The sequence below is a fragment of the Kibdelosporangium philippinense genome, from assembly GCF_021390435.2.
Classification (GTDB): domain Bacteria; phylum Actinomycetota; class Actinomycetes; order Mycobacteriales; family Pseudonocardiaceae; genus Kibdelosporangium; species Kibdelosporangium philippinense.
In genome coordinates this window covers 46223-59201 of sequence record NZ_JAJVCN010000002.1, presented here as the reverse complement: position 1 = coordinate 59201, position 12979 = coordinate 46223, and the positions used below count along the sequence as shown (strand labels likewise).

The 12979-nt window shown below is 66.1% G+C and carries 15 protein-coding genes and 1 pseudogene; 10 read left to right on the top strand and 6 right to left on the bottom strand.

What is annotated here, in order from left to right; translation table 11 throughout:
- Positions 1-26 precede the first annotated feature (26 nt).
- On the top strand, positions 27-377 hold the full coding sequence (locus tag LWC34_RS19050) for a recombinase family protein (protein WP_233726529.1): 351 nt from the start codon (positions 27-29) through the stop codon (positions 375-377).
- An 11-nt stretch (positions 378-388) separates the two neighbouring features.
- Positions 389-1069, top strand: a complete 681-nt coding sequence (locus LWC34_RS19045) for a helix-turn-helix domain-containing protein (protein ID WP_233726528.1) — start codon at positions 389-391, stop codon at positions 1067-1069.
- Positions 1070-1166: 97 nt separating this feature from the next.
- On the opposite strand, the pseudogene LWC34_RS58845 reads toward LWC34_RS19045, so the two are convergent.
- Positions 1167-1517: pseudogene (locus LWC34_RS58845) on the bottom strand (site-specific integrase); the annotation flags it as partial.
- Here LWC34_RS58845 and LWC34_RS19040 point away from each other — a divergent pair.
- Positions 1408-1995: a hypothetical protein gene (locus tag LWC34_RS19040; RefSeq protein WP_233726527.1), complete on the top strand. Its 588-nt coding sequence runs from the start codon at positions 1408-1410 to the stop codon at positions 1993-1995. The pseudogene LWC34_RS58845 and the gene LWC34_RS19040 overlap by 110 nt on opposite strands.
- Before the next feature lie 202 nt (positions 1996-2197).
- Positions 2198-2647 (top strand): peptidase inhibitor family I36 protein, encoded by a 450-nt coding sequence (locus tag LWC34_RS58840; protein WP_372496654.1) that lies wholly within the window; start codon positions 2198-2200, stop codon positions 2645-2647.
- Between the two features lie 215 nt (positions 2648-2862).
- Here the strand turns inward: LWC34_RS58840 and LWC34_RS19035 are convergent, their stop codons facing one another.
- The 3 genes from LWC34_RS19035 to LWC34_RS19025 all read right to left on the bottom strand — a co-directional run bounded on the left by LWC34_RS19035 (position 2863) and on the right by LWC34_RS19025 (position 5844).
- The gene (locus LWC34_RS19035) at positions 2863-3774 is read right to left on the bottom strand and encodes a hypothetical protein (RefSeq protein ID WP_233726526.1); all 912 of its coding nucleotides are present in this window, start codon (positions 3772-3774) and stop codon (positions 2863-2865) included.
- A 670-nt stretch (positions 3775-4444) separates the two neighbouring features.
- Positions 4445-4768: a helix-turn-helix domain-containing protein gene (locus LWC34_RS19030; RefSeq protein WP_233726525.1), complete on the bottom strand. Its 324-nt coding sequence runs from the start codon at positions 4766-4768 to the stop codon at positions 4445-4447.
- Positions 4765-5844: a tyrosine-type recombinase/integrase gene (locus LWC34_RS19025; protein WP_233726524.1), complete on the bottom strand. Its 1080-nt coding sequence runs from the start codon at positions 5842-5844 to the stop codon at positions 4765-4767. The genes LWC34_RS19030 and LWC34_RS19025 overlap by 4 nt, the downstream gene beginning before the upstream one ends.
- A gap of 423 nt (positions 5845-6267) precedes the next feature.
- Here LWC34_RS19025 and LWC34_RS57005 point away from each other — a divergent pair, with 423 nt between their 5' ends.
- Together LWC34_RS57005 and LWC34_RS19020 are read left to right on the top strand one after the other, a co-directional pair.
- The gene (locus tag LWC34_RS57005) at positions 6268-6393 is read left to right on the top strand and encodes a hypothetical protein (protein WP_284051627.1); all 126 of its coding nucleotides are present in this window, start codon (positions 6268-6270) and stop codon (positions 6391-6393) included.
- Positions 6394-6397: 4 nt separating this feature from the next.
- Positions 6398-6724 (top strand): nucleotide pyrophosphohydrolase, encoded by a 327-nt coding sequence (locus LWC34_RS19020; RefSeq protein WP_233726523.1) that lies wholly within the window; start codon positions 6398-6400, stop codon positions 6722-6724.
- On the opposite strand, the gene shbA is transcribed toward LWC34_RS19020, so the two are convergent.
- Positions 6705-7331 (bottom strand): RNA polymerase sigma factor ShbA, encoded by a 627-nt coding sequence (gene shbA / locus LWC34_RS19015; protein WP_233726522.1) that lies wholly within the window; start codon positions 7329-7331, stop codon positions 6705-6707. The genes LWC34_RS19020 and shbA overlap by 20 nt on opposite strands.
- Before the next feature lie 146 nt (positions 7332-7477).
- Between shbA and LWC34_RS19010 the strand changes: the two genes are divergently transcribed.
- From LWC34_RS19010 to LWC34_RS18995, 4 genes are all read left to right on the top strand, one after another.
- Positions 7478-8650 carry an RtcB family protein gene (locus tag LWC34_RS19010; protein WP_233726521.1) on the top strand — a complete coding sequence of 391 codons (1173 nt, stop codon included), beginning with the start codon at positions 7478-7480 and terminating at the stop codon, positions 8648-8650.
- A 122-nt stretch (positions 8651-8772) separates the two neighbouring features.
- Positions 8773-9258: a PTS sugar transporter subunit IIB gene (locus LWC34_RS19005; RefSeq protein ID WP_233726520.1), complete on the top strand. Its 486-nt coding sequence runs from the start codon at positions 8773-8775 to the stop codon at positions 9256-9258.
- On the top strand, positions 9255-10868 hold the full coding sequence (locus LWC34_RS19000) for a PTS system mannose/fructose/sorbose family transporter subunit IID (RefSeq protein WP_233726519.1): 1614 nt from the start codon (positions 9255-9257) through the stop codon (positions 10866-10868). The genes LWC34_RS19005 and LWC34_RS19000 overlap by 4 nt, the downstream gene beginning before the upstream one ends.
- Positions 10869-10892: 24 nt before the next feature.
- Positions 10893-12248 carry a hypothetical protein gene (locus tag LWC34_RS18995; protein ID WP_233726518.1) on the top strand — a complete coding sequence of 452 codons (1356 nt, stop codon included), beginning with the start codon at positions 10893-10895 and terminating at the stop codon, positions 12246-12248.
- Here the strand turns inward: LWC34_RS18995 and LWC34_RS18990 are convergent.
- Positions 12212-12976, bottom strand: coding sequence for a GntR family transcriptional regulator (locus LWC34_RS18990; protein ID WP_233726517.1), 765 nt, complete (start codon positions 12974-12976; stop codon positions 12212-12214). The two genes, LWC34_RS18995 and LWC34_RS18990, sit on opposite strands and share 37 nt — an antisense overlap.
- Between the last annotated feature and the right edge of the window lie 3 nt (positions 12977-12979).

Sequence of the window (12979 nt, the reverse complement as noted above, 5' to 3'; positions counted from 1 at the left end):
ACCCGGCTACAGGCAGGACTGAGCCGATGCGATTCGGCTACGCCCGCGTCTCCACCCGCGAGCAGAACCCCGACCACCAGATCGACGCGCTGCTCGGCAAGCTCCGCTCTGGCGACCGGGTCGTGGTCACCCGGCTCCGCCGCATCGGCCGATCCCACCACCACCTGCTGGAGCTGGTGGCCTGGTTCGGCAAGCAGGAGATCGACTTCATCGTGCTGGAACAGGGCATCGACACCTCCACCCCCGGCGGCCGGCTGATCTTCCACTTCCTCGCCGCGCTGGCCGAGTACGACCGAGAGATGATCGTCGAGGGCACCTGGACGGCCTGGCCGCCGCCCGCGCCCGCGGCCGGGTCGGCGGGCGCAAGTCGAAGCTGACCGCGCTCCAGGTGGCCAAGGCCCACGAGATGTACGAGGAGAACGGCCCCGACGGCAAACGCAAGCACACCGTCGCTGAGATCGCCGAAGTCCTCGGGGTGTCCCGCAAGACGATCTACCGCCACCCCGAACCCGAACAGGAGCGGCGGCAACCCGACAAGTCCGTCCGGCTCGCGTCGGTTGCGACCCCCGCGAGGAACAACGGAACGAAAAGTAGCGGTAACGAGGACGACCTCGCGGGGCTGCGGCCGGTGCGGGCCCGGGTCCGACGGCCCGGCGAGCCGCTTTCCCCGCAGGAGCACGATCTCCACGAGCGTCTGGTGCACCAGCGGGACCGGATGCGGGTCTCGCGCTGCCCGACGTGCGGCAACGAACCGGCCGAAGCACGGGCCCGCTGGCAGCAGCGCCAGGACCTTGCCATCGTCTGGCTGTATGCCGACCCCGACCGTCCCGGCGAGATCACTGAGTGGCGGCACTGCGCGGAATGTCAACCACACCAACGGTTTCAGACCATCGTCTGTCCACTGTGCGGAGACGGCCCGATCGTCGCCGGCGACCTCGCCGACGCTGTACCCGACGAACACACCCCGCCCGAACCCGTGCGCAACTGGCTCGATCAGCAAGGCTGGCACGACGACCCCGACGGCGGCCTGGTCTGCGCCCAGCACCCGGCCACCCGTACCGACCAGTAGGCGAGGAACCCCCGATGCCCGACGACGAGCCCCGCAGGCTCTTGCGCCCGGTCTTGGTCATGATCACGTTGGCGGACATGTTGGCCTCGCCGAGGTGGGTGGCTGAGCTGTGCCGGAGTTGGTGCAGTTGCAGGCCGTCGCCGTAGTGGCCGAGCAGGATGTGGGCGCGGTCGTATCCGAGCCGGACGCGGCCGGTCGCCGGGCAGATGTCCTTTGGTTCGGTGGTCGCGCGCCGGTGTGGGCCGGGCCGGTGGTTGGACAGGAACAGCGGTCCGCGCTCACGGCTGGCGATGAGCCGGGGCAACAGGTGGGCGGTATCGGTGCCCCAGGTGATCCACATGACATGGCCGCCCTTGGCGGTGATCTTGGCCTGTTTGTTGGGCAGGTCCAGGTCCTCGACGTTCAGCGCGAGCACCGCCGAGTCCCTGCTTGCGGACTCGTACAGCATCCGCCACAGCGTCTTCTCCCGCAGCGGCACGTCCCGGCGCCGGCACAGCCGGTCGATTCGGGTCCGTGACACGGCCTTGGTGGTGGTCCTCGGGTTCCCGCTGCCGCTCGACCGAGCCGGACAGCACTGGCGCGGCGGTGCCCCACAGTTCGGTGAGCGCGTCGCGGATCTCCTCGTCGGCGACGTCTACCAGCGCCCGGTTCGCGCCGAGCAGCGCGGCGGTGCGGTCGAGGACGCTGGTGTAGGCGCGCAGGGTGTTGGGGTTGCCCGGATCTTCGGCGAGTCGAGGAAGGCGTCGACCGAGGAGCGCACGGTCGGCCCGCTTGCTTTGCCAGTACGGCGCCGCCGGGTTCCCAGCTTCGTCACGGTCGCTGCCACGCCCCAGCCCTCCCCGGGTGACCGACCGGATAACGTGCGGGAGTCGCGCACCGTCCACCGGAGCGTTCTGACTGGTCACCGTCTCCCGATGTGGATGTGACGTTTTCGTAATGCCAGCCTTTCAAGATCTGCAACTACATTACCGGATGGTAGGGAAAAGCGTGCAATGTTCCGTGCATTTTCACGCACTCCTGCTGGGTGCGAAACGACAAGTCTGCACAACGTTGGTAGGGTGAAACGTGTTCGGGTGACGGTACATCCTATATGTAGTACTTTTGATCCGTGAAGTACTGCACAATGTCGTGAAGGGTTATTGCGTGAAGCTTGCTACACAAAAGCGGTCAAGGCGTATTGGTGTCATCGCTACCACACTTCTACTCACTGGGGTTGCCGTTGTAAGTCCCGAAGCTCAGGCCGGCGGCTTCGGAGGCTGGGATTCATGCCCGGAGGGCTGGGTGTGTGCTTGGGAGGATGCAGAATACAGCGGTTACCGTGCTGACTTTAATGGCGATTTCGACAACTTCAAAAATGTTAAGGTCTCTGGCACTGCTTGTGATAGATATGGTGACATGATTCGTGACCATTTCAATGATTGTGCCACATCTGTCAGGAGTCGAGTAAATCACGACGTGTGCTTCTATTGGGACGCTGGCATGAAAGGTGAGCGATACGTCGTCAAAGCAAACTCCTACGCTACACATGTAGGAGCACACTGGAACGACAAGTGGTCATCTTTTCAGGCATCGTGCTGAACTGATTCGTTTTCGGCAAGGAGTCTGGGACACCAGCTGATCCCTCTTACCGTGGGCGGCGCTGGCGAAACGCCTGGTCCGAGGGGGTGGAGCTCTAACCTGATCCCCCGTGTGAACCCCCAGAATCCCGTGGGTTCAACGAGAGTGAAGGTTCCTCATGGGGAACCCGAGGGTCTGTCACCGCCAGGAACAGGGCTCGTGCCGTGGGTTCGTGCTCAACCGGAAGTCTCGCATTCGGCGGCGGTGGTCAGAAGTTGCCGCGCGGAGTTGGCGTAGCGGATCGCGGTTTTCTCGTCGATGCCGAAGACGAGGGCCAGGTGCAGCGGGTCGGCTCGGTGGGTGAGGGCTTCCTCGAGCTGACGGTCCATGCGCAGCCTGTCGAGTGTGGCCTCGTGGCCGCGGAAGGTGGTGTTGAGCCAGTAGCTGCTGACCGGACCGGTGGTGAGGGCGGTGCGCATGTTGACCAGCAGATGCGGGTTGACGGTCGTGGGCCAGCGGGTGCGGCGGTAGTCGAGCCAGTGCAGCAGGGCACGGCGGGTCATCTCGTCGAGAGGGCGTGTGCGCCCGGCGATGGTGAGTCGCCGGTTGCCGAGGTCGATGTCGTCGAGCAGCAGGTCACAGATGCCGCCTGGCCGGGCAGCGTGGATGCTGGCCAGCGCGAGGATGAGCGGGTCCGCCGGACGTGCCGCTGCGGTGATGGTGCGTTGAACGTGGTCGGGAGCCAGCGGCTGGAGGACGCGGCCGGCGCGTTGTCCGACGCGGATGCGGCTGGTGGGGTTGCGGAAGACCGCGCCGTTCTTCTTCGCGGCGGCGAACAGGGAACGCAGGGCGATCAGGACGGTGCGTCGCCTGTCTCCGTGGAAGGGCTCCAGCACAGCCAGGACGTCGTCTCGGGTGACCTCGCGCAGGTGGTCGTAGCGCTCGGCCCAGGTGGTCAGGAGCGGGCGGACGGCGTTGAGGTAGTGCGCGGTGGTGCTGCGGGTTCGGGCAGTGTGCCTGGGCCCGCCGTGGTGCAGTGCTCGTATCCACCGCTCGGTCTCTCCGGCGAAACCGGCGGGCAGGTCGCGGAGCTTGTTCTCCAGCCATGACTCGAAGGCCGGACGACGGTCATCGACCAGGATGCCCATCTCCTGGAGGACTTCGGCGGCGCGTTCGACGCTGAAGCGAGGGCGCAGGGCGGTGAACAGGGCCGAGTAGGCGACCTGGTGTCGCCCTCGACGTGGTTGGCCAGCACGAGTGTGAGCGCCCGTTCGGCGTCGAGGACGGTCGAGCGGGTCCAGCCGCGGGCCTCGCCGATGCGGTGCACCAGGTGGTGCGCCCAGCTGACCCAAGGGTTGTGCAGGGGCTGGTCGGCGGCGCCGAAGGCCAGGTAGGTGCCGCGCCGCTGGGTGAACAGCACCAACTGAACATGCTCTGCCGAGGGGCGTGCCGCCGGTGACGGCGCTGGTTTGCGTGGCCGGCCACGGCGTTCGTAGCGGCAGGGCGGGGTGACGGTGGATCCTCGCTGGGACACCATGTTCGCGAAGAACAGCTGGTGGTGGTCGACAACGGCGGTGATGAAGTCGACCGCGGTCAGCTTCCACTGCCCGCTGGCATGGGCCGAGGTCCGGGCCTGGTCCCAGCACAGGCGGCAGTAGTGCTTGCGCGGTGGCTGGCGGCGGGCGCAGCCTCGGCAGCGGCCGGGCCGGTGCTTGCGGCAGAACATGTAGCAGGCCGCGCAGAATCCGCGGGCGAACGTGTGTCCCCAGGCCAGGCAACTGGTGCAGCTGGTGACGGTGCGGCCCTCGTCCCACTTGCTCATGCCGGCGGCAGGGAGCGCCCGTCGCGGCGCTTGGGCGTGACCATAGTGGCGGCGCCCGCGGCCGCGGTCTTCGGCGCCTGTTCCGTGCCGGGGCGGGTGACCTTCTCCGGCTCGGGGATGAGCAGCTCGCCGACCTCGCAGCCCAAGACCGCGCAGACGACGTCGAGATCGTCGAGCTTGATGCTGGCCGGTTCACCGGACCACAGCCCGGACATCTTCCCGACCGAGATCACCAGGCCGTGCTCGGCGAGCCGGCGTTGCAGCTCGCTGGCCTTCCAGATGCCGCGGTTGGCGGCGGCCAGGCGCAGGTTCCACTTCATGGCAGCAGTCCTTCCAGCCGCCTCGCGGCTCGTTCCTGTCCCGCGATCCAGGCGTCCTCAACGCGGGTCTTGTGGACGTGGACGTACTTCATCGTCGTAGCCACCCAGGAGTGGCCAAGTGTCTCCTGGATAGAGATCAAGTCCATTCCGGACAGATAGAGCTCGCTGGCGCAGAAGTGCCGCAATACATGCGGCGTCAGGGTTTCCGCCCAGCCGGGCAGGTGCGCGGCGGTGGCCTCGGCCAGACCGGTGCGCAGCGCGTCAGCGCCGACCCGTCGGCTGGAACCGTCGGCGTTGCGGCGCTCCGAGGGGAACAGCGGAGCGCCGAACCGGGTGTGGTCGTCGTCGAACAGACCCCAGACGTCCTCGATGAACCAGCGCAGTGTCCGACCCGCGTCGTTGATCAGGGGCACCATGCGTTCACGCGGACTGCTGCCCCGGCTGCCCTTGCCGAGACGGACGTGGAGCTTGCCGAATCTGCCGAGGTCCCACTTGACGTCGTTGAAGTCCAGGCTGCGGACCTCGTTAATCCGCAGCCCCACCTCCGACATCAGACGCGCGGCGGCGTAGTTGCGCGCGGTCGGCGCGAACTTCCGGCAGGTCGCCAGATCACCACGCCACCCAGCGAACAGGCCGGCCATCTCGGCCGCAGTCGGCGGGATCCGCAGCGCGGCGGCCTTGTCGCCCCGCGGCCGGTTCATCTCGTCGATCGGACACTCGACGACCCGGCCGGTCAGCTGGTGGATCTCGACCTTGTGCCGCAGCTCCAGGAACCGGAAATAGGTCGTCAGCGCCTGCGCACGGGCATGACGGGTGCCTTTGGCTGCACCGCGCAGCACCTTGCTGTCGAAGTAGACGTCGGCGTCCGCGGGTTCCATGTCCCACAACGGCCGCTCGAACCACGCCCGGACCTGCTCGAGCTGCCCGATGTCGTTGCGGATTGTGCTGTCCGCCAGACCCGTTGACGCCCGCGCGAGCACGAACCCGGCCAGTACGTCGGTCTCGAAGTCCGCCAACTCCTCCGGCCCGACCGGCGCACGCCGCTCACGGAGATCCCGCACCACCGCCAGCGCCAACCCGAGCCTCCTCGCCTTCACCCAAGCCCTCGAAAGCTCGGCTTAGGCGAGATCATTTCAGAAATTCTGAAGACTCATCACACTGGGGCCACCTGGGCAGGAACCTGACTGACGCCCTGTTTCTGACGGTGACAGACCCTCGGCCTCCCTACGAGGAACCCACGAACTCAAGACATGTCGGTTAATTTCACGTTACTCCGGGGGTACGACAAAACCGGGTGCCGTTGACCCTGAGGTGCTGCCCTGAGCTGCGTTGTCGCTGGTCATGGCCATTTGGCGGTGGGGGATGGCTGTTCGGCCGATTCGAAACCGCCCTGCCGCGAGCCACTCTGGTACCAGGTTCGAGACGACAGGAGAAAACAATGGTCACGCTGGTGCTCACGTGGAATCGGGGCCGTTCTCGGCATCACCATCGTTCTGGTCATGGCGCTGGGCCCGGTGATCGTCGAACTCGACGGCTGGCTCACCGAACGCCGCCAGAACAAGGCCGAGCGCAAGGCCGAACGCAAGGCCGCCGCCAAGGTGACCGCGCGCCCGGTGTTCCATTGAGCCTATGAGCCTCGCCGAACTGACTACGCGTCTGCGTGATTTCGCCAAGGCACGGGACTGGGAGCAGTTCCACACTCCCAAGAACCTGGCGATGGCGCTGTCCGGCGAGGCTGGTGAGCTGCTCAGCCTTTTCCAGTGGCTCACGCCCGAGCAGGCCATGCGAGCCATGAGCGATCCCGACCTCGCCGCCTCCATCGAGGACGAGATCGCCGACGTCTTCATCTATCTGACAAGGCTTGCCGACGTCCTGGATGTCGACCTCGTCAAGGTCGCCAATGCCAAGGTCGACCGGAACGAAACTCGGTTTCCACCTAAACCTGAGGGCGCTTGACGACCTTGCGCAGCCGGGTCAACGCCCGGTGTTGCGCCACTCTGATCGCGCCGGGTGTCGAGCCCATCGCGTCCGCCACTTCTTCCGCGGACAGGCCGACTACCAGGCGCAGCACCAGGATTTCGTGCTGGCGCGGTGACAACACCTGACGCAGCAACTGTTCCATTCGGCTTGTCAGCTCGAACTGCAGTGCGTGCTGTTCCGGCGTCGCCTCCTGGCTGGCGACGTCCGGGATCTCCGGCACGGAAAGTGCCGTGGCAACTCGTGCCGCGTTTCGCCTGGCATCCGCCACTTTGTGGCCGGCGATGCCGTAGACGAACGCCAAGAACGGCCTCCCCTGGTTGCGGTATCCCGGCAGTGCCCGGAACAGCGCCAACAGCACCTCCTGTGCGACGTCGTCGACCGATATCGCCGTTCGGTGCCCCCCGATCCTTGCCTGGCAGTAGCGCAGAACCAATGGCCGCACATAGGTCAACAGCCATTCCGTGGCGGCCGCGTCCCCCGACACGGCCGCCTCGACCACGGCGTTGAGCACTATCTCGTCCACGGGCTCCCCAGACCGTGACCTTCGAGTGTCCTCGCGTTCCGCCAACGCACTTACGGACATGTGTGCCTCCTCGCCGCGGGCCTCCCCGGTTAGAAAGGAGTCACTTGATGCTCGCCAGATACGGGTCGTTAGGGGCGAATTCCTACTGTGACCAAGCTGTCACCAAACGAGAAAACCCGTTGGCCCGCTGACCTAGCCTGATATGCGTGAACGCAACCGTGATCCGCGGCAAGAACGTGGACATCCGACTCTGGACTCGGCCCGAGGAGGTCGAGGAGCAGGCCATGCGCCAGCTGCGCAACATCTCCGCGCTGCCGTGGGCTTTCAAGCACGTCGCGGTGATGCCGGACGTGCACTACGGCAAGGGCGCGACAGTCGGGTCCGTGATCGCCATGCGAGACGCGGTATCGCCAGCGGCAGTCGGTGTGGACATCGGGTGCGGCATGGCTGCCGTACGGACCTCGCTGCGCGCGTCGGACCTGCCTGACGACCTGAGCAAGATCCGTTCGGAGATCGAGAAGGCCGTGCCGGTCGGGTTCGCCATGCACCGTGCGACCGCGTTCGACGGACGGGACGCGCAGGACTGGGGTGCCTTCTGGACCGGGTTCGACTCGCTGGCCGGTGGGTTCGACCGGGCTCGTGCGCTGCACCAGATGGGCACGCTTGGCGGCGGGAACCACTTCATCGAGGTCTGCCTGGACACCACCCAGCAGGTCTGGGTGATGCTGCACTCCGGCTCGCGTGGCGTCGGCAACATCCTCGCGCAGCACCACATCTCGATCGCCAAGGGTCTGACGCACAACGCCGAACTGCCGGACCCTGACCTTGCGGTGTTCCTGGCCAAGACGCCTGAGATGGAGGCGTACCGCCGGGACCTGTACTGGGCGCAGGACTACGCGCGCCGCAACCGTGCGGTGATGCTGCGTCTGGTCTGCTCGGTGCTGCGTGACCAGTTCCCGCAGGTGAACTTCGAGGAGCCGATCTCCTGCCATCACAACTACGTGGCGGAGGAGACGCACTTCGACACCGAGGTGATGGTCACCCGCAAGGGCGCGATCCGCGCTGGTCGTGGCGATATGGGCATCATCCCCGGCTCGATGGGGACGGGGTCCTACATCGTGCGCGGGCTGGGTAACCCGGAGTCCTTCGAGTCGGCGTCGCATGGTGCTGGCCGTCGCATGTCGCGGACGAAGGCGCGCAAGAAGTTCAGCGCGCGTGACCTCGCGGCGCAGACGGCGGGCGTCGAGTGCCGGAAGGACTCGGGCGTCGTCGACGAGATCCCGGCCGCGTACAAGGACATCGACGAGGTCATCGCGAACCAGTCCGACCTTGTCGAGATCGTCGCGAAGCTCAAGCAGGTCATCTGCGTCAAGGGCTGACTTGTCCCCCGAACGGACCTAGGGCTGTTCTGGACTAGACCAGTAAAGTCGACCTCACGGTCGGAGGTGGGCGAAACAGGGGGGACCTGTGGGATGAGCCGGCGTTGCGGCAGGACCTGGCCATGAGCCAAGTGCACCTGCGGATCGACGACCGGCTCATCCACGGCCAGGTGACGGTCGTGTGGACTGCTCAGCTGGGCGTCGAGCACCTCGTGGTGGCCAACGACGAAGTGGCTGGCGACGAATTTCAACGCATGCTGCTTCCCCAGGCCGCCCGTGGGCTGCCGACGTCGGTGCTGAAGGTCGCGGACGTGCGGTCGTGGTGCGAACAGCACCGCGACGTGCGGGTGATGGTGATCGCCAAACACCCGGAGGACGCGTTCGAGCTCCTGAGGGGTGGGCTCGACGCAGCCGAAGTGGTGGTGGGCAACGCCGCGGCGCGACCAGGTGAACAGGCCACGCGCCTGACCAGGTGGGTGACGGTCACACCAGGTCAGGCGCAGGGCTATCGCGAGTTATCGGAGTCCGGCACGCGGTTCGTGTGCCGGTTGATGCCCACGGACAAGGGCGCTGACCTGATGTCACTGCTAGGAAAGAAGGGCATGTGACAACAGCGCTTCTGCTGACGTTGCTGAGCATCTTCTGCATTTACGATTCACTGGGTCCGTATCTCTTCCACGCGGGACGGCCGCTCATCGCGGGAACTCTCGCTGGCTTGATCATCGGGCAACCGCTGCTGGGTATGGCGGTCGGCGCGACGCTGGAGCTGACGGCGTTGGGCGTCTACCAGTACGGCGGCGCGACGATCCCGGACTACCAGACGGGCGCGATCGTCGGGACGGCCTTGGCCAGCGCGGTCGCGGCGCCGTTCGACCAGCAGGTCGCGGTGGCGTTGGGGATCGGTTTGCCTGCCGCGTTGTTGCTGGCCGCGCTTGATCCGTTAGGCCGGTTCCTGCCGGTGTTCTGGTTACATCGGGCTGATCGTTATGCGCAGCAAGGCAATGGGCGAGGCATCGCGCTCATGCACTGGACGGCGTTCATCCCTTGGGCGGCGGTACGCGCGATTCCGACGTTCCTCGCGGCGCTGGCCGCGACGAGCGGGGGCGTGCAGGACATCGCCGACGCGATCCCGGCCGGTATGGTCGACGGGATGAAACTGGCCGGTTCGCTGCTGCCTGCCGTGGGTTTCGCGTTGCTGCTCAACGTGATGCCGGTCCGCAGGTACTGGTATCTGCTGATCGCCGGGTTCGTGTTGTTCGCGTACCTGGAGATGCCGCTGATCGGGATCGCGCTGTGCGGCCTGGTCGCCGCGGCGGCCTTTGTCGCTTTCCAAGGCAAACCGGTCCAGCAAGTTCAAGAAGAACTGGCGCCGGACACCGAGTCCAGGCTGACCAAGCGCGATCTGCGTAAGTCGTTCTGGCGATACTTCTGGACCTACCAGATCTCGTGGAACTACGAGCGAATGCAAGCCATGGGGTTCGCGTACTCGATCGAGCCCGCGTTACAGCGGCTGTATCCGGAGCAAGGCGCGTATTCCGAGGCGCTGCAACGGCATCTGCAGTTCTTCAACACCTCGCCGATCATCGGCGGCCCGCTGGTCCTTGGCTCCGCGATCGCCATGGAAGAGGCGAACGAGCGTACGTCGGCCGCCAGTGTGAAGGTGGCGCTGATGGGGCCGCTCGCTGGCATCGGCGACACGCTGACCTGGGCGGTGTACAACAGCATCATCTTCACCATCGGCGCGTCGTGGGCGTTGCAGGGCAACGCGATCGGCCCGATTTTCACCATGGTGATGGTGCTTGTCCCGTACTTCCTGATCCGTCGCTGGCAGTTCTTCTTCGCCTACCAGCAAGGAAAGCGCCTTGCCGCGCGGCTGGCCTCCGGTGCGCTCGCCCGGTTGAGTGACGGCGCGACCATCCTTGGGCTGGTGGTGCTCGGCGGATTCATCCCGTCGATCGTCAAGATCGTCACCACGTTGACCTATCAGCAGACGATCACGGTCCAGGAAACTCCGTCGACGCAAACCGTGCACATTCAGGAGCAACTCGACGCGCTGCTGCCATATCTGTTGCCGGTTGCTGTCACCGCGGTGACCTACCTCTTGCTGCGGAAGTTCCGAATCCGGACCATGTGGCTCATCGCCGGTGTCGGCCTGGTCGGCCTGGCGCTCGGCTGGCTCGGCTGGTTCGCCCCCACGCTCCCCGATCCGCCGAAGTAGACACCACAAGGAGGGCCCTGGGGGATGACCGAGATACTGTTAGCAAGTTCCACAGTAGACATTACGCCACCACCAGGTCACCCGATGGGCGGTTACCTGGCACGCGGCGAAGCGCCTGCGGTGGGCACGCTGGACCCGTTGCAGGCAACGGTGTTCTGGCTCAGCACCGACGACGATCCAGGCGTGTTGTGGCTCAGCCTGGACGCGCTGGCGGTGGACACCGCGTTGGCGCGCACGCTGTCACAAGCCGTCGGACGTGCCACCGGAATACCGTCGGATCGTGTGCTGGTTTGCGCAAGCCACACGCACGCGGCGCCGCTCGGATGGACCGGGAGCCTGCATCCCGCGATGCCCGGCGAGCGTGACCCAACGTTGATCGAGAGCCTGACCGCCGCTGTGGCCGAAAGTGCGGCGGGGCTATCCGACCAGCGTGTACCGGTCGATCTGTCCTGGTGCGTCGCGAACGTCAAAGGCTTGGGCTCCAACAGAAACCGTCAAGATGGCCTGCACGACACCACGGCTGGGGTGGTGACCGCGAGGCCACGTGACATGGAATCTCCGGCAAGGACAGCGGCTTTGCTGGTGGACTACGCGTGCCATCCGACCGTTCTCGGGCCACGAAGTCAGGTGTGGTCAGCGGACTGGCCGGGATCCGCGCGCCGGTCACTGGCCGCCGCGTTGGCTGCCGTCGACGATCCTCGTACGAACGAATCCGTGCCGCCAGTGGTCGCGTTCCTGCAGGGTGCGGCTGGTGACAGCAGTCCCCGGTTCGTGCGCCGCAGCCGTGACTACGCGGAAGTGGCCAGGCTCGGGGCATTGCTGGGCGGCGCTGTCCTGCAAGCGATCCAGATGGACGCGGTGACCGTGCCCCCGGCGCGGCCGGAGATCCACAAGACGGTCGTCCGGATACCCACGCGTGAGCGGCCGATGCTCGAGACGAGTCGGCAACTGCTGGCCGAAGCGACGGAAAAGCTTGCGGGCACCGAAGAAAGCCCGCAGGAGCGGCTGCGCAGGACACGGCTGGAAGGCGCCTTTGCCTTGCGTAGCCTTGGCTCTGCGGAGTTGCCTGAGCAGCTTGACCTGCCGCTGACGGTCGTCACACTCGGCGACATCGCCTGGGTGCACCTGCCGGTCGAACTGTTCGCCTCGTTCGGCCTCAGGATCAAGGACGCGAGCCCGTTCCCGGTCACCAGGGTGATTGGCTACACCGACGGCTACGCGGGTTACGTGTCCGACGCGGGCGGATACCAGGAAGGCTGCTATGAAGCGCTGATGAGCCTGCTCGACGAGGGCGCAGGAGACATGCTGGTCAGGGAAAGCGTTGCGTTGCTTGAGGAAGCACGTCAGGGCGCGGCCACGAACGCCACGACCACGTCGTAACGGTCGCCGCGGTACACCGACCGGCCTGCTTCGATCACCCTGCCGTCGGCGTCCCGCGGCGTCGCCTCGATGGAGAAGCACGGCTGACCTGCGTCGATCTGCAGCAGTTTGGCGTCTTCGAGGTCCGGCAACACCGCCCAGATGTGCGCCTTGGACGTGCGCGGCTGCGAACCCCACCGGTCACGCAACGCCTCGTGCAGCGAACGGTCGTTCCAGTCGATCTGTTCGATGCCGGGAAACCGGTCGACCGAAAGGTTGGTGCGCTCGATCGCCATCGGGATGTCGTCGGCGGTACGCAGCCGCACCAACCGGAAAATCGGATCACCGGGGTTGAGCTCGAGCCGGTCGGCCAGCCGCGCGGACACCGGCTCAACCCCGGCGGACAACACCTTCGCGCCAGGCGTGAGCCCTTTGGAACGAACGAAATCGCTGTAGGACGTCAGGAAATCGACGTGTGAGACAGGCGGTTCCGCCACGTACGTCCCGCCCCGCGGCCGACGAACCACGAGTCCGTCGGCCGAGAGCCGGTGCAGTTCTTGGCGGACCGTCATTCTGGCGATGCCGAACCGTTCGGCCAGCACACGCTCGGACGGGAGCATGTCGCCCGGCTGCATCGCCGCGACGAGCCGTTCAAGGATGCCCCGCAGCTCGTCACCTTTCGGCGCCGTCCGGCTCAGGTGCTCCGGGAGGGGCACAGAGGGATCGGGCTGGTGCTTGTTGCGCGGCACTGG